This window comes from Porphyrobacter sp. TH134 (assembly GCF_002855495.1).
Lineage (GTDB): Bacteria > Pseudomonadota > Alphaproteobacteria > Sphingomonadales > Sphingomonadaceae > Erythrobacter.
Genome location: NZ_PKRO01000014.1, coordinates 1 through 17082 on the forward strand (window position 1 = coordinate 1; position 17082 = coordinate 17082).

12 protein-coding genes and 1 pseudogene are annotated in these 17082 nt (G+C 65.0%); 9 read left to right on the plus strand and 4 right to left on the minus strand.

All coding sequences use genetic code 11. The annotated features are described in order from the left end of the window. Positions 1-96 precede the first annotated feature (96 nt). The 5 genes and pseudogenes from C0V72_RS08035 to C0V72_RS08055 form a co-directional block, all read left to right on the plus strand. Positions 97-633 (plus strand): annotated as a pseudogene (locus tag C0V72_RS08035) (glycosyltransferase); the annotation flags it as partial. A gap of 7 nt (positions 634-640) precedes the next feature. Continuing rightward, entirely contained in the window at positions 641-1603 is a 963-nt protein-coding gene (locus C0V72_RS08040; protein WP_143704549.1) for a hypothetical protein, read from the plus strand. Positions 1604-1877: 274 nt separating this feature from the next. Further along, entirely contained in the window at positions 1878-6518 is a 4641-nt protein-coding gene (gene gltB / locus C0V72_RS08045; RefSeq protein WP_101793456.1) for a glutamate synthase large subunit, read from the plus strand. A 118-nt stretch (positions 6519-6636) separates the two neighbouring features. Further along, the gene (locus C0V72_RS08050) at positions 6637-8073 is read left to right on the plus strand and encodes a glutamate synthase subunit beta (protein WP_101793299.1); all 1437 of its coding nucleotides are present in this window, start codon (positions 6637-6639) and stop codon (positions 8071-8073) included. 40 nt (positions 8074-8113) lie between these two features. Further along, complete coding sequence (locus tag C0V72_RS08055; protein WP_101793302.1) at positions 8114-8437, plus strand: YnfA family protein; 324 nt, start codon at positions 8114-8116, stop codon at positions 8435-8437. Here the strand turns inward: C0V72_RS08055 and C0V72_RS08060 are convergent. The 4 genes from C0V72_RS08060 to murI all read right to left on the minus strand — a co-directional run bounded on the left by C0V72_RS08060 (position 8434) and on the right by murI (position 12092). Further along, a complete protein-coding gene (locus tag C0V72_RS08060; RefSeq protein ID WP_233999844.1) occupies positions 8434-9084 on the minus strand; it encodes an HPP family protein in 651 nt (216 codons plus the stop codon). The two genes, C0V72_RS08055 and C0V72_RS08060, sit on opposite strands and share 4 nt — an antisense overlap. A gap of 52 nt (positions 9085-9136) precedes the next feature. Beyond that, a complete protein-coding gene (locus C0V72_RS08065) occupies positions 9137-9829 on the minus strand; it encodes a nitroreductase (RefSeq protein WP_101793305.1) in 693 nt (230 codons plus the stop codon). A 78-nt stretch (positions 9830-9907) separates the two neighbouring features. Next, positions 9908-11128: a 5-aminolevulinate synthase gene (gene hemA / locus C0V72_RS08070; protein WP_101793308.1), complete on the minus strand. Its 1221-nt coding sequence runs from the start codon at positions 11126-11128 to the stop codon at positions 9908-9910. A gap of 169 nt (positions 11129-11297) precedes the next feature. Beyond that, complete coding sequence (gene murI, locus C0V72_RS08075) at positions 11298-12092, minus strand: glutamate racemase (RefSeq protein WP_101793311.1); 795 nt, start codon at positions 12090-12092, stop codon at positions 11298-11300. Between the two features lie 115 nt (positions 12093-12207). Here murI and plsY point away from each other — a divergent pair, with 115 nt between their 5' ends. From plsY to topA, 4 genes are all read left to right on the plus strand, one after another. Continuing rightward, entirely contained in the window at positions 12208-12807 is a 600-nt protein-coding gene (plsY, locus tag C0V72_RS08080; RefSeq protein WP_101793314.1) for a glycerol-3-phosphate 1-O-acyltransferase PlsY, read from the plus strand. Positions 12808-12823: 16 nt separating this feature from the next. Further along, entirely contained in the window at positions 12824-13960 is a 1137-nt protein-coding gene (gene dprA, locus C0V72_RS08085) for a DNA-processing protein DprA (protein ID WP_101793317.1), read from the plus strand. A 58-nt stretch (positions 13961-14018) separates the two neighbouring features. Next, complete coding sequence (locus tag C0V72_RS08090) at positions 14019-14324, plus strand: GIY-YIG nuclease family protein (RefSeq protein WP_101793320.1); 306 nt, start codon at positions 14019-14021, stop codon at positions 14322-14324. 130 nt (positions 14325-14454) lie between these two features. Next, positions 14455-17040 carry a type I DNA topoisomerase gene (gene topA / locus C0V72_RS08095; RefSeq protein WP_101793323.1) on the plus strand — a complete coding sequence of 862 codons (2586 nt, stop codon included), beginning with the start codon at positions 14455-14457 and terminating at the stop codon, positions 17038-17040. The last annotated feature ends 42 nt before the right edge of the window (positions 17041-17082 follow it).

Here is a 17082-nt window from a genome sequence, read left to right on the forward strand (position 1 = left end):
GCATGCTCCCCGCCCCTGAAATCATCGCACGGTCACAACGAGACACCTCGTAACACTGGGTGTCGCCTTAGCTCGTAACACTGGGTGTCCATTGACATGCCCATCCTGCGCCGTTCGCATCCCGATGCGCGGTTGCTGCTGGTCGGCGCAGGGCCGATGGACGACAGCTGGCGGGCTGTGGCGGCCAAACTGCCCGAACCCGAAGCGGTGATCTTTACCGGCCGCGTGCCGCATGCTGCGGTCGAACAATATTATTCGCTGGTCGACGTGCTGGCCTATCCGCGCAAAAGCCAGCGCCTGACCGATCTGGTCACGCCGCTCAAACCTCTGGAAGCCATGGCGCAGCGCCGCCTGGTGGCAGCCTCCAGCGTTGGTGGACACCGCGAACTGATCACCGATGGCGACACCGGCACGCTGTTTGCGCCTGACGATCCGGCTGCCTGCGCCGGTGTGCTTGCGCGTTTGCTGGACGCGCGCGGGGGCTGGGAGGCAATGAAGGACCGCGCCGCCGCCCATGTGCGAAACCGCCATGACTGGGCGACAAATGCGCGCGATTATCTCTCTGTTTACTATCTTTTGTTAGCCCGTGGTCAAGGCGGCGGCGCGGGGCGTGTGGTCGCTACGGCAGGATGATATGATAATGAAATTGGGGCTGAAGGTTCAACCGAAACAACGCCGTAGCCGCAAGCCGAAGCAGCGCGGACTGGCAGCACTGGCAGCGCATGGGGCGTTCGCGCCAGGGCTGGGGCTGTGGGGGGCACTGCTCGGCGGGCTGGTGGTTACCGTGGTTCCGCCGGTGCTGATTGAAAATGCCATTCGCGGCACGTTAATGGCGACCTTCGATATTCCCCAGCAACTGGTGCTCGCCCTGACAGCGGCGCTGGTGCTTGGCGGTTTGCTGTTTGTAGCCGCTTTCAACATGCACCTTACCGCCCGCCGACGAGCCAATATGCATCCCGTCATGGAGTTTGCGGGCCGGCGCGTGCGCCCGATCGATCCGGCCCGTGACCTTGGCAGCCGGAGCCTTGACGAGCCGCTTGAAACGATGCCGTTTGCCAGCCCCGCGTGGCGCGACGCCGATACGGCCGAACCGCAGGCCTTGGCAACCATCGCCCCGGGCAATGCGGTGTCGCCAGATGCGCCCGTTGCCGAGGCGAATGATGCCCCGCGGGCGCTCGACCTCGCTGAATTTGCCCAGCTGCCGGGCCGTAACGCGGTATGGGTTGAAGAGCCAGCGCCTACACCTGCGCCCGCTCCGGCGCCTGAAGCGCCCTTGGTGGCCAAGCCGTGCCGGGCCGCCGCGCCAGCCGCGCAACCCGGCACAGCCGCGCTGGCCCGGCTGCGCACTCTGCCGCCGAGCGAGTTGAGCATGGCGGAAATGGTTGAGCGTTTTGCTGGCGCCTTGCACGAACACCGCGCCGCCCCGCCGCCGCGCGCCTTGACCCGCGAAGACCTTGCTGCCCGCGAGGCGGCGTTGGCCGAGGCGTTGAAAGCGCTCGCCGCGCTGAGTGGCGGCATGCCTGCCGAGCCGCACAGGCACGCCCGTCAAGAGCCGCTGCGCTCGGCACTTGCGCAGTTGCACGGCCAGCGCGGGGCGGCCTGACACGCGGCCTGCGCGCAAAAGGTGCAACCGAACCGCCCGGCTCGTGCATCATGCGCAATCTAACGATAGTTTGAATACCTCTGCGAGAAATTATACTTCGCGCGTGACCCTTGCCAAACTCGCTTCCTGTCGGCATGAGGGGGCCGAAAACGGGCGCTAGCGGACCTGACCGGACCGACGTGCCCGAACGACCCGCCTTCAGGCGTGTCCCCTGCGCGAGCATGTCTGCCGCAGGGTGCGCGCCTGTCGGCATCTGACAGATCGGATGTTTGCCATGGGATACCCCTCCTCCCAGGGTCTTTACGACCCCGCCAATGAACATGACGCCTGCGGCGTCGGCATGGTTGCGCATATCAAGGGCACGAAAAGCCATGATATTGTGGCGCAGGCGCTGGATATTCTCGACCGGCTCGACCATCGCGGTGCGGTGGGTTCCGATCCGCTGCTGGGGGATGGCGCGGGCATTCTGATTCAGATTCCCGATCCGCTGATTCGCCGCTGGGCCGAAGCTGCCGGGCATGATCTGCCGCAGCCGGGCGACTACGCTGTGGGCATGTGCTTCCTGCCGCAGGACGCAGCCTCGCGTGAGTTCGTCAAGGCGCGGATGGAGGCCTTCACCGCCAAGGAAGGCCAGCGCTTCATCGGCTGGCGCGAAGTGCCGACTACGATGGACGGGCTGGGCGCGGCGGTGATCGCGTCGATGCCGGTCATCGAAATGGCCGTGATTGCGCGCGGCGGGGCCTGCGCCGATCAGGACGCGTTTGAACGCAAGCTGCTCACCATCCGCAAGCAGGTGCAGAACCCGCTCGCGCAGCTGGCTGAAAAGCACCGTCTGCCGGGCGTGACCGAAACCTATATCCCCTCGTTCTCGACCCGCACCATCGTCTACAAGGGCCTGCTGCTGGCAACGCAGGTGGGCAGCTTCTACGATGATCTGCGCGATCCCGATTGCGTGTCGGCACTGGGCCTTGTCCACCAGCGCTTTTCCACCAATACCTTCCCCAGCTGGCGGCTGGCCCACCCGTTCCGCTTCATCGCGCATAATGGCGAGATCAACACGGTGCGCGGCAACGTCAACTGGATGAACGCCCGCCGCCGCACGATGGAAAGCGAGCTGCTGGGGCCGGACCTCGACAAGATGTGGCCGATCATCCCGCACGGGCAATCGGATACGGCCTGCCTTGATAATGCGTTGGAATTGCTGATTGCCGGCGGATATTCGCTGGCCCACGCAATGATGATCCTCATCCCCGAGGCCTGGAGCGGCAACGCGCAGATGTCGCCTGAACGGCGGGCGTTCTACGAATATCACGCTGCGCTGATGGAGCCGTGGGATGGCCCGGCGGCGGTGTGCTTCACTGATGGCCGCCAGATCGGCGCGACGCTGGACCGCAACGGTCTGCGCCCCGCGCGCTTCTGCGTCACCAAGGATGATATCGTCTGCCTCGCTTCGGAAAGCGGCGTGCTGCCGTTTGCGGAAGAGGACATCGTCCGCAAGTGGCGCTTGCAGCCGGGCAAGATGCTGCTGATCGACCTCGATCAGGGCCGCATCATTGAAGATGACGAGCTGAAGGCCGACCTCGCCAATGCCGAGCCCTATGCCGAATGGCTGCATCAGGCGCAGTACAAGCTGGAAGACATCACCGATGTGGTGCCGGAACTGGCGGCGATTCCACCTGAGGAAACCACGCTGCTGCAACGCCAGCAGGCGTTCGGCTACACGCAGGAAGATATCACCCGCTTCCTTGAACCGATGGCGGTGGATGGTGATGATCCGATCGGATCGATGGGGACCGACACGCCGATTGCCGTATTGTCCGACCGTGCGCGGCTGCTGTATGATTACTTCAAACAAAACTTCGCGCAGGTCACCAACCCGCCGATCGACCCGATCCGCGAGGAACTGGTGATGAGCCTCACCAGCATGATCGGCCCGCGCCCGAACCTGCTGGGCCGCGATGCGGGGACGCACAAGCGGCTTGAGGTCGATCAGCCGATCCTGACGAATGAGGATCTGGCCAAGATTCGCTCGGTGGAAGAGGCGCTGGACGGCGCGTTCCGCTGCGCCACCATCGACATCACATGGGATGCCAGCACCGGGGCGGAAGGCCTTGAATTGGCGCTGAAAGAAATGTGCTGGGCGGCGACAGAAGCGGTGTTGCAGGACCACAATATCCTCGTGCTCAGCGACCGCGGCCAGAGCGAGACTCGCGTGCCCATGCCGGCCCTGCTGGCGACGGCAGCGGTGCATCATCACCTCGTGCGGCAAGGCCTCAGGATGCAGACCGGGCTCGTCGTCGAAACCGGCGAAGCGCGCGAAGTGCATCACTTCTGCGTGCTGGCAGGCTACGGCGCGGAGGCGATCAATCCCTATCTCGCATTCGAGACCATCGAGGCTTTGCGCGCCAAGCGGCACCCGGAAATTCCGGCGTACAAGGTGCAGCAGAACTTCATCAAGGGCGTGGGCAAGGGCATCCGCAAGGTCATGTCCAAGATGGGCATTTCGACCTACCAGTCCTATTGCGGCGCGCAGATCTTCGATGCGGTGGGCCTGTCGACAGCCTTTGTTGAGCGCTACTTCACCGGCACCGCCACCACCATCGAGGGCATCGGCCTTGCTGAAGTCGCCGAGGAGGCTCTGCGACGCCACGGCCAGGCGTATGGCGACAACCCGCTTTATGACGGGATGCTCGATGTGGGCGGGATCTACCAGTACCGGTTGCGCGGTGAGGAACACGCCTGGACGCCGCAAAACGTCGCGCAATTGCAGCACGCGGTGCGCGGCAATGATCCCAAGAACTACGCCGAATTCGCCAAGTCGATCAACGAACAGTCCGAGCGGCTGCTGACGATCCGCGGGCTCTTGGAGTTCAAGAAGGCCGCAACCCCGATTCCGCTCGACGAGGTCGAACCGGCCAAGGAAATCGTGAAGCGGTTTTCGACCGGCGCGATGAGCCTCGGCTCGATCAGCCACGAAGCGCACTCGACCATGGCAATCGCGATGAACCGTATCGGCGGGCGTTCGAACACGGGTGAGGGCGGGGAAGAGCCGTTCCGCTTCAAGCCGATGGCCAATGGCGATTCGATGCGCAGCCGGATCAAGCAGGTCGCATCAGGTCGGTTTGGCGTGACGACGGAATATCTCGTCAATTCCGACGATATCCAGATCAAGATGGCGCAGGGCGCAAAGCCCGGCGAGGGCGGGCAGCTGCCCGGCCACAAGGTCGATAAGCGCATCGGCGCTGTGCGGCACTCGACCCCGGGCGTGGGCCTGATCTCGCCGCCGCCGCACCATGACATCTATTCGATCGAAGACTTGGCGCAGCTGATCCACGATCTCAAGAACGTGAACCCGGTCGCGCGGATTTCGGTGAAGCTGGTGTCCGAAGTCGGCGTCGGCACGGTGGCTGCGGGCGTCTCCAAGGCGCGTGCGGATCACGTTACGATTGCGGGCTATGATGGCGGGACGGGCGCGTCGCCGCTGACCTCGCTGACGCACGCGGGTTCGCCTTGGGAAATCGGTCTTGCCGAAACGCAGCAGACGCTGCTGCTCAACGATCTGCGGGAACGGATCGCGGTGCAGGTCGATGGCGGCCTGCGTACCGGGCGCGATGTCGCCATCGGCGCGCTGCTCGGCGCGGACGAGTTCGGTTTTGCCACCGCCCCGCTGATCGCCGCCGGGTGCATCATGATGCGCAAGTGCCACCTCAATACCTGCCCCGTCGGCGTCGCCACGCAGGACCCGGTGCTGCGCGCGCGCTTCACCGGTCAGCCGGAGCACGTGGTCAACTACATGTTCTTCGTCGCCGAGGAACTGCGCCAGATCATGGCCGAGATGGGCATCCGTACCGTCGCGGAGATGGTCGGCCGGGTCGACCTGCTCGACACCCGCCGGATGGAGCGCCATTGGAAGGCGCGCGGGATCGACCTTGCGCGCATCCTGCATCAGGTGGAGATCAAGGAAGGCGCGTCGCTGCGCCAGCGCGGCACGCAGGATCATGGCCTCGAAGGCGCGCTCGACAATCAGTTGATCGCCGATTGCCGCAGCGCCATCGATACCAAAGCGCCGGTGCAACTCGCCTATGACGTGTGCAACGTGAACCGCACGGTCGGCGCGATGCTGTCGGGCGAAATCGCCAAAGCGCACGGGCATGAAGGCCTGCCGACCGACACGATCCGCATCAATCTGACGGGCGTGGCCGGACAGAGCTTCGGCGCGTGGCTGGCCCACGGCGTGACGCTTGATCTGGTCGGCGATGCCAATGACTATGTCGGCAAGGGATTGTCAGGCGGGCGTATCATCGTGCGCCAGCCTGCCGAAGCCCCGCGCAATGCGCAGGACAATATCATCGTCGGCAATACGGTGATGTATGGCGCCATCGCGGGCGAGGCCTATTTCAACGGCGTTGCGGGTGAGCGGTTCGCCGTGCGCAATTCGGGCGCCATTGCGGTGGTCGAAGGCACCGGGGATCACGGCTGCGAATACATGACCGGCGGCGTGGTGGTCGTGCTGGGCAAAACCGGAAGGAACTTCGCCGCAGGGATGAGCGGCGGGGTCGCCTATGTCTATGACCCTGACGGCGCGTTCAAGGATTTGGTCAACCACGCGCAGGTCGATCTGCTGCCGATCGCCGCCGGGCCGGACGCCGAGGAAGGCACCGGACGCCCCTCGCAGCGTCCGCGCTCGGTCAACGACTTCGGCATGGGCGATATGCTGCGTCACGATGCCGAGCGGCTGCGTATCTTGGTTGAACGTCACCAGCTCCACACCGGCTCCAAGCTGGCAGGCGCGCTGCTGGCCGATTGGGACGCGGCGCTGGGCAAGTTCGTGAAGGTGATGCCGCGCGATTATGCGGCGGCCTTGCGCAAGCTCGAAGCGGAACGGGCCGAGGCTGAGAGCGTCGCGGCGGAGTGAATTGTGTTATTTCGTCATTGCGAGCGTAGCGAAGCAATCCAGAGCGGCACGGTGCGGCTATGGATTGCCGCGGGGCCTGCGGCCCCTCGTAATGACGACCTGAACTGAGGACGATAGAGTGGGCAAGGAAACCGGATTTCTCGAGCTGGACCGCCGTGATCGGGATTATCTCGACCCGAAAGAGCGGCTGAAGAACTACCGCGAATTCGTCATTCAGCCGGATGAGAGCACGCTGGCGGGTCAGGCCTCGCGCTGCATGAATTGCGGCATTCCCTATTGTCACAACGGCTGTCCGGTGAACAACCTGATCCCCGACTGGAACCACCTCGTCTACGAGGCGGACTGGAAGCGGGCGCTGGACATGCTGCACAGCACCAATAACTTCCCCGAATTCACCGGCCGCATCTGTCCCGCGCCGTGTGAGGCGGCGTGCACGCTCAACATCGTCGACCAGCCGGTGACGATCAAGTCGATCGAATGCGCGATCATCGACCGCGGGTGGAAGGAAGGTTGGGTCAAGCCGCTGATCCCTGCCAAGAAGACCGGCAAGTCGGTCGCGGTGATCGGTTCCGGCCCGGCGGGCCTTGCCTGCGCGCAGCAGCTGGCGCGCGCCGGGCATAGCGTCACGGTGTTTGAAAAGAGCGACCGTCTGGGCGGGCTGCTTCGCTACGGCATCCCCGACTTCAAGATGGAAAAGCACCTCATCAACCGGCGCGCCCAGCAGATGGAAGCCGAAGGGGTGACGTTCAAAACCTCGAAGGAAGTGGGCGTCGATATCTCGTTCAAGTCGCTGCAGGAAAACTTCGATGCCGTGGTGCTGGCGGGTGGCGCGGAAGATGCGCGCGCCTTGCAGATCCCCGGCGCGGAAATGGCGGGCGTGCGCCTGGCGATGGAGTTTCTCACCCAGCAGAACAAGCGCGTGGCGGGCGATGATGAATTGCGTGCGGCCCCGCGCGGCAGCTTGACCGCGACCGGCAAGCATGTGGTGGTGCTGGGCGGCGGCGATACGGGCAGCGATTGTGTGGGCACGTCGAACCGGCAGGGCGCGCTCAGCGTCACCCAGCTCGAAATCATGCCCAAGCCGCCCGAAAAGGAAGACAAGGCGCTGACCTGGCCCGATTGGCCGATGAAGCTGCGCACGTCCTCAAGCCATCAGGAAGGCGTCGAACGTGACTGGGCGGTGCTGGCGAAGCGCGTGATCGGAGACGGTGAGAAAGTGACCGGTCTCGAATGTGTGCGCGTGGAATGGCTCGGCGGGCAGATGCAGGAAATGGCGGGCAGCGAGTTCACCATCCAGGCCGATCTGATCCTGCTGGCGATGGGCTTCGTCGGGCCGAAGAAGGCGGGGTTGCTGGAACAGGCGGGCGTCACGCTATCGGCGCGCGGCAATGTCGACGCCGATACCGAAAGCTATGCCACCAGCGTTCCGGGCGTCTTTGCCTGCGGTGACATGCGGCGCGGGCAGAGCCTTGTCGTCTGGGCGATCCGCGAAGGCCGACAGGCCGCGCGCGCGGTGGACGAGGCGCTGATGGGGGTGTCGGAGCTGCCGCGCTGAGGCTTGCCCGGCAGGCCGCGCGCGGGCAAGCGCGCGCCCGGTGACCCTCGCGCTCTACAGCCTTGCGGCCGCTGCCGAAATCGCCGGGTGCTTTGCCTTTTGGGCCTGGGCGCGGGAGGGAAAGTCGCCGCTTTGGCTGGTGCCGGGGGTGCTGAGCCTGTGCCTCTTCGCGTTCCTGCTGACCCGGATCGATAGCGCCTTCGCCGGCCGCGCCTTTGCCGCTTATGGAGGGGTCTACATCGCTGCGAGCCTCGCGTGGATGTGGATGGTCGAGAGCGCGCGGCCTGACCGGTGGGATGTTCTGGGCGGGGCGGTGTGCCTGCTGGGAGCCGCGCTGATCGTGTGGGGGCCGCGCGGAAGCTAGGGTCCACGCCGCCGTGCGGCAGCACGCTCGCTCACCGCGCGGTAAAACTGGTCGAGATCATCGACATCGACATCGAGCACTTCGTCCCACGCGGCCAAGGTCGCCTCGATATCCTCACGCGTGTGACGCGGGGCGGCATCGCCCGGATCGGACGCGGCAGGGACAATGATATGCGGCCAGCGGTGGCCGGTTGCGTTGTTATAAATCCAGCCTGCCAGTGCGAGCGCACCGACATTCGCAGCAATCGGCAGGAGGTGGGTGAAGGTCCACCCTTCCGGCCCCGCCGCACCCAGCGCGCACAGCAGAGCGCAGGCCCCGCCAGGCGGATGGAGGCAGCGCGCCAAGCTCATCGCCGCAATCGCGAGGCCGACCGCAAGGCTCGCGGCGAGCACCGGCTCTTCAATCAGAATTCCCAAGCCAAGACCGAGACTGCTGGACAGCAGGTTTCCCCCGATCACCGACCACGGTTGCGCAAGCGGGCTTGCCGGCACCGCAAAGACCAACACCGCCGAGGCCCCGAGGGGGGCGACCAGCCACGGCAGGTGGGCATAATTGCCGCTGAACACCACAGCCGTCGCCAACCCGGCCACCGCGATCGCCAGCGCCGCTCCGAACGATCCGCGCAGCCAGCCGAGATGTCCAAGCACGCGCTGCGGAAGCAGCGATGCGGCATGTTTGAAAGGCGCGCCAAACAAGACCTTAATCAAACCCCACAAACCGCGCCGCTTCGTCCACGCTTTGGCGCAAGGACACAACCGCGTTCGCCGGAAAATCCGGATCGGGCCAGCCCATCGCCACCGCCTTCATGATGACCTGATCGTCAGGGATGCCCGCGTGTTCGCGCACCACCGGGCTTTGCATGATCCCTTGCGAGTTGATCACGCAGCCCAGCCCGCGCGACCACGCCGCATTCACCAGCGCCGTCGTCACCGCGCCGCAATCAAAGGCGGTGTCGTCGCTGCCGCCAAGCTCGCGGTCATAGGTGACGATCACGCACACCGGCGCGTCAAACTGGCGGAAGCCGCGCAGCACCCAATCCTGCCGGGCATCCTTATCGTCGCGCTCGATCCCCATCGCGCCGAACAACTGCTTGGCGACTTCGACCTGCCGGTCGCGGTGAACGCCGGCAAAGGCCTCGCCCCGGCGGAATTCGCGGCTGTCGGGGACGCCGGCCAGTATCCGCTCGGTGTTGCCCTTGCGGATGCGATCCAGCGGCTCGCCGGTGATGACGTGGAAGTGCCACGGCTGGGTGTTCATCGACGTGGGCGAGCGCATCGCCAGCGTGAGCACCTCTTCGATCAACGCGCGCGGCACGGGCTTGCCCAGATACCCGCGAATGCTGCGCCGCCCGAGCACCACCTCGGCGTAAGTCTGATCTGGCGTACCGCCCATGCTACTCTCCCGAATCTGTTTCGGGTGAGGGTTAGCGCAGCCAGAGCGGCGCTCAAAGTCCGCTACGGCAGGGGGGCGTCAGGCCGCCTCGGCCAGCCGCAGTTCCAGCCGGTCCCAGATTTCGACCAGCGCCTGCGTCAATTCCTCCATCATCGCATCGGTGTGATGCGGGCCGGGGGTGAAGCGCAAACGCTCGGTCCCGCGCGGCACGGTGGGGAAGTTGATCGGCTGCACATAGACGCCGTATTCGGCCAGCAGGATGTCGCTGATCTTCTTGGCACGCACCGGATCGCCAACCATCAGCGGCACGATGTGGGTGACACTGTCCATCACCGGCAGGCCCGCTTCGGCAAACTTGAGTTTCAGCACGGCGGCGGCGCGCATCTGCGCGTTGCGCTCCACGCTCGATTCCTTGAGATGCCGCACCGACGCGAGCACGCCCGCCACCAGCACCGGCGAAAGCGAGGTGGTGAAAATGAAGCCCGGCGCATAAGAGCGGATGCAGTCCACCACCTTGTTCGACGCGGCGATATAGCCGCCCATCACGCCGAACGCCTTGCCCAGCGTGCCTTCGATGATGTCGATCCGGTGGGCGGCGTTATCCCGTTCGGAAATGCCGCCGCCGCGTGCGCCGTACATGCCGACGGCGTGAACCTCGTCGATATAGGTGAGCGCGTTGTATTTTTCCGCCAGGTCGCAAATCGCGTGGATCGGGGCGATGTCGCCATCCATCGAATAGACGCTTTCAAAGGCGATCAGCTTGGGCGTGTTAACGTCGACCGATGCCAGCAGATCTTCCAGATGGGCCACGTCATTGTGGCGGAACACCAGTTTTTCGCAGCCCGAATTGCGGATGCCCGCGATCATGCTGGCATGGTTCAGCTCATCGGAGAAGATCACGCAGCCCGGCAGCAGTTTGGCCAGCGTAGACAGCGTCGCGTCGTTCGAGACATAGCCCGAGGTGAACAGCAGCGCGGCATCCTTGCCGTGGAGATCGGCAAGTTCGCGTTCCAGCTCGACGTGAAGGTGCGTGTTGCCGCCAATATTGCGCGTGCCGCCCGAACCTGCGCCCACATCGTGCAGCGCCGCTTCCATCGCGCCGATCACCTTGTCGTGCTGGCCCATGCACAGATAATCATTGGAACACCACACCGTGATCGGCTTGGGGCCGTTATGGCCATGAAAACAGCGCGCGTTGGGATAGGCGCCCTTGTTGCGCATGATATCGATGAAGACGCGGTAGCGGCCTTCCTCGTGCAGCCGGTCGATCGCGGAGTCGAAAATCTGGTCGTAGTTCACACGCGGCTCTTTGTGCTGAGTGGGGGAGAGAACTGCTCGGCCCCATGAATGTCCAATCGTCAGGGCTCATAACCCATAAAACGGCTAATCGTTTCGCAAAATTTAGGTCAGCGTCATCGCATTTACCACCGGGATCTTTGCGAGCGTTTCGCAAGCCCCAAGACGTGCATCAGAATACCTCGGCCGCACCAAAGCCGCGGGCGGCCAGTTCGGCTTCCAGCCCGCTGGCGCCTGCAAGCGGGCCGGTGACGACAAAGCGGTTTGTTGTGCCCGCTGCAAAGGTCTGGCCGCCGAGCAGATGAGCAATCCGCCGCGCGATGCCGCTGGCGCCGTCAACCTGTGCAACGTGGGGTCCGAAGACGGCGGCAAGCTCGTCTGCCAGCAGCGGAAAATGCGTGCAGGCCAGCACCAGCGTGTCGATATCGGCGCCGCCCGGCATGGCCATCAGCCGGTCATGGACATCGGCAATCAGCGCGGGATCGACGGTGCGGCCCCGCAGCTTGGCTTCAGCCGCAGCGACCAGGCCGGGGGCGGCAATCCGCAACAGGCGCTTGCCTTGCGCAAACTGTGTTTCGAGATCGTCGACATAGGCCTGCCGGATCGTCGCTTCGGTGCCGACAAGGCCGATGGTGCCGGTGCGGGTCAATGCGGCGGCAGGCTTGATCGCGGGCACGGTGCCGACGACCGGGATTTCCAGCACATCGCGCACCATGCCCAGCGCAATCGTGCTGGCGGTGTTGCACGCGATACAGGCGAGGCGCGGCTGATAGCGTTCCGCCATCCGGCCCAGCAATCCGGCCACGCGGGCGGCGATCTGCGCCTCGGTCTTGGTGCCATAGGGCAGGCCTGCAAGGTCGGCAGCGTAGATCACCGGCGCTTGCGGCAAGACCGCCCGCAGCGCATCATAGACCGTCAGCCCGCCAACGCCGGAATCGAACAGCAGTATGGGGGCGGATGGCGTCACGAAAATCCCTATACCGTTCACCCTGCGCTTGTCGAAGGGTCGTTCTTGCTTCTATCTCAGCGCTAGAAGGAAATGCGATGCTTCGACAAGCTCAGCATGAACGGGATGGGCTTTGATGGAACTGTTTTTCGCCGCGCTGTTGGGCTTTGCGCTTGGCTCGATCCCGTTTGGCCTTATCCTGACCCGCGCGGCAGGGCTGGGCGATGTGCGAAAGATCGGCAGCGGCAGCATCGGCGCAACCAATGTGCTGCGCACCGGCAACAAGGGATTGGCCGCGGCCACCGTGCTGCTGGACGCGGCCAAGGCGGCGGTGCCGGTGCTGGTGGCAGGCGCGGTGTGGCCCCATGTTGACGGATTGACCGAAGGCGTCGCAGCCGTGGCAGCGGTGGCGGGGCATTGCTTTACCCCGTGGCTCGCCTTCAAGGGCGGCAAGGGCTTTGCAAGCGCAGCGGGTGCGTTGCTCGCACTGGCTTGGCCCGCGATGCTGGCCTGCGCCGCGATCTGGGCGGTTACGTTGTTCGTCAGCCGGATTTCTTCGGTGTCGTCGCTGGTGACCGTTGTTGCCGCCCCCGCGGTGGTGTGGCTGCTGGGCTTCCCGCAAGCCATCGCGCCGCTGATCGCCATCGCCGCGATCGTCATCGTCCAGCACCGCGCCAATATCGGGCGGCTGATGCGGGGGGAGGAGCCGAAAGTGGGCGCCTCGGGCAAGCCGTAGTGCGGGCCTGCATCTGATGGAGCAACAGGGGTCGCAGCCGGTGCTCAGCCAACAGGAAGCCTTCGCGCGCATCCGCTTGCTGCGCTCGCCCAATATCGGGCCGGTCAGCTATCGCCAGCTGATAGCGCGGTTCGGCACGGCAGCGGCGGCGCTGGATGCGCTGCCCGATCTGGCCAGCAGGGGCAGGGGGCCATACCGGCCCGCCCCGGCCGAAGCCATCGAGCGCGAGGTCGTGGCGGTGCGCCGCGCCGGCGCACGGTACCTGTTTCACGATCAGCCCGATTACCCCGCCTTGCTGGCCGAACTGGATTCGGCGCCGCCGATTGTCACCTGCCGGGGCAGGCTGGCGCTCGCGTCCGAACCTTGCGTTGCGCTCGTCGGCGCGAGGAACGCCAGCGCGGCTGCCGTCAAGCTGGCGCGCGATTTCGCCGGGGCGCTGGCCGAAACGGGGTTTACCGTCGTCTCGGGCCTTGCGCGCGGGATCGACGGCGCGGCGCACGAAGGCGCCTTTCCGCAGACCATCGGCGTCATCGCCAGCGGGATCGACATCACCTACCCCCCGCAGCACCAAGCCTTGCAAGAACGCATCGCCAGCGAGGGCCTGCTGATCGCCGAACAGCCCCCGGGCACCGAGCCGCGGGGACGCCATTTCCCCAGCCGCAACCGCATCATCGCGGGCCTCGCCAGCGGGACGCTGGTGATCGAGGCCGCGCCGCAATCCGGCTCGCTTATCACCGCGCGGCTGGCGGGGGAGGCGGGGCGCGAGGTTATGGCCATCCCCGGCTCCCCGCTTGATGCCCGCGCGAGCGGCTGCAACCAGTTGATCCGCGAAGGCGCAGTGCTGGTGCAGACGCCCGACGAGGTTGTGGAACTGCTGCAAAGCTTCACCGGCGCCCCGCGCTCCCGCTTCAGGGTCGGCGACGGGGTGGCTGACTTTGACTACGCCGAACTCGCCAAGCTCAACTGGGGCGAGGCGCGGGCCGACCTCAGCACCGACATTGCCAGCCTGCTGACGAATGCGCCGGTCGCCGTCGACGAACTGATCCGCCAGTCCGCCGCCTCCGCCGCCGAGGTGCATATGGCCCTGCTCGAACTGGAATTGGCAGGCGATCTTGTCCGCGAGGCGGACGGTATGGTGCGGAGGTTGATGTAAGTCCCACTCCGTCACCCCGGACTTGATCCGGGGCAGTGCTGACCTTCAGGAGCGCGATATGGACAAGGCGGAGCATGGCGGCTGGGTCTACATCCTCGCACGGCGCTACCGCGGTGAACTCTACATCGGTATCACTTCCGATCTGGCAGCGCGAATGACGCAGCACCGTGCAGGGGAAGGATCGCGCTATGCTGCCGGACGCGGCATCGCGCGGCTTGTATGGGCAGAATTCATAGAACCTATCGAGACCGCCATTTCACACGAAAAGCGGTTGAAGCGCTGGCGACGCGAATGGAAGTTTGCGCTGATCGAGAAGGCCAACCCTGACTGGCGCGATCTATTTGATGATCTGGCTGGGACCTGATGTAAGCACCGCCCCGGATCAAGTCCGGGGTGACGAGAGTTCGAGTCCCCCTTGCACAACCCGCTTGACGCTGTAAGCCGCGCCGCTCCACCCTCGCGCGTACACACGTAAGGGACACCCCGGCACTATCATGCAGCTTGTCATCGTTGAATCCCCCGCCAAGGCGAAAACCATCGAGAAATATCTCGGCAAGGACTTCAAGGTTCTCGCCTCCTATGGTCACGTCCGCGATCTGCCGCCCAAGGATGGCAGCGTCGATCCCGAGGCTGACTTCGCGATGGAGTGGGAACTCTACCGCGACAAGCAGAGCCGCTTCAAAGAGATTTCGGACGCAGCCAAGGGCGCCAGCCGCCTCGTGCTGGCGACCGACCCTGACCGCGAGGGCGAGGCGATCAGCTGGCATGTGCTGGAACTGCTCAAGAAGAAGAAAAGCGTGCCTGCCAACGTGCAGCGCGTCACCTTCAACGCGATCACCAAGCAGGCCGTGACCGACGCGATGGCGCGCCCGCGTGAGCTCGATCAGCCGTTGATCGATGCCTATCTGGCGCGCCGGGCGCTCGACTACCTGTTCGGCTTCACCCTCTCGCCGGTGCTGTGGCGCAAGCTTCCGGGTGCCAAGAGCGCGGGCCGCGTGCAGTCGGTCGCGCTGCGCCTGATCGTCGAGCGGGAGCGCGAGATCGAAGCGTTCCGCGCGGACGAATATTGGTCAGTTACCGCCCGAATGATGCACGACGGGACGGAGTTTGACGCGCGCCTCGTCAAGTTCCGCGGCGACAAGCTGGAGAAGCTCAGCCTTGGCGCGGAAGGCATCGCGATGGAGGCCAAGGCCGCTGTCGAGGCCGGGCGCTTCACGGTCGAAGGCGTTGAGACCAAGCCGGTCAAGCGCAACCCCGCGCCGCCGTTCACCACCTCGACGCTCCAGCAGGAGGCCGCGCGCAAACTCGGATATTCGGCGCAGCACACCATGCGGCTGGCGCAATCGCTCTATGAGGCAGGCGCGATCACTTACATGCGGACCGACGGCGTGCAGATGGATATGGGCGCGATCATGGCCGCCCGCGATGCGATTGCCGCGCGCTTCAGCGAAGACTACCGCCCCGAAAAGCCGCGGATGTATTCGACCAAGGCGAAGAACGCGCAGGAAGCCCACGAAGCCATCCGCCCCACCGATTTCACCCGCGAACGGGTCGGCAGCGGGGATGAGGGCAAGCTTTATGACCTCATCTTCAAGCGCGCGATGGCGAGCCAGATGGCGACCGCGCAGCTCGAACGCACCACCGTCACCTTCCGCGATGCGACCGGGAGCCACGAACTGCGCGCCACCGGGCAGGTGGTTCGCTTCCCCGGCTTCCTCGCGGTCTATCAGGAAAGTTTCGACGATTCCGACGACGAGGACGGCAGCCTGCTGCCGGTGATGAAGAATGGCGATTGCCCCGCCAAGCGCAGCGTCGATGCCACCCAGCACTTCACCCAGCCGCCGCCGCGTTTCTCCGAGGCGTCGCTGGTCAAGCGACTGGAAGAACTCGGCATCGGCCGCCCGTCCACCTACGCCTCGACCATCCAGACCCTGCGGGATCGCAGCTACGTCCGCATGGAGAAGAACCGCTTCTTCGCCGAGGAATCGGGCCGGCTCTTGACGGCGTTCCTCGAACGCTTCTTCCCCACCTATGTCGCCTATGATTTTACCGCCGGCATGGAAGACGAACTCGATGTCGTCTCCGACGGGCGGGAGGATTACAAGCTGCTGCTCGCCCGGTTCTGGAAGGACTTCAAGCCCAAGGCTGACGAGGTGATGGAAAAGCTGCCTTCGGAAGTGACCGAGGCGCTCGACGAATATCTCTCTGACTTCTTGTTCCCGCCGCGCGAAGACGGCACCGATCCGCGCGCCTGCCCGCTGTGTGCCAGCGAGGGCCGGGCCAACGGCCGCTTGGCGCTGCGCGGCGGCAAGTTTGGCGCATTTGTGGCCTGCGCCAATTATCCCGAATGCAAGTTCACCCGCCGCTTTGCCCAGCCCGGCGCAGATGGTGCGGACGGGGCCGATGATGGCATCATGGGCCAGCACCCCGAAACGGGCGAGGACATCCACCGCAAAACCGGGCGGTTCGGGCCTTATGTGCAAATGGGCGATGGCAAGGATGCCAAGCGCGCCAGCATTCCCAAGGATCTCGACGATTTTGATCTGGATTGGGCGGTGAAGCTGCTCGATCTGCCGCGCATCATCGGCGCGCACCCTGACACGGGCAAGGACATCGAAGCCAATATCGGGCGCTATGGCCCCTACCTGCGGCACGACGGCAAATACGGCAAGCTCACCAACACCCGCGAGGTCTTCGAGGTGGGGATGAACCGTGCGGTCGATCTGCTCGCGCAGGCCGCAACCCGCGGCGGAGCAACACGCACCGCGTCCGAACCGATCGCCACCCTGGGCGCACACCCCGTCAGCGGCGGCGAGATCAAGGTCATGCCGGGGCGCTATGGCCCCTATGTCACCGACGGCACCACCAATGCGACCATCGCCAAGGACATGAAGCCTGAGGCCGTGACGCTCGAAATCGCCATCGAACTGATCGACGCGCGCATTGCCAAGGGGCCACCGGCCAAGAAGGGCAAGAAAAAAGCCGCCCCCAAGAAAGCCGCCGCCAAAAAGCCTGCGGCCAAAAAGCCCGCCGCCAAAAAAGCGCCCGCCAAAAAGAAGGCGCCTGCCAAGCCGGCGTGATCGTCAGCCATTCCCTGCGGCGGATGGAGGCAAAAAGCCGAT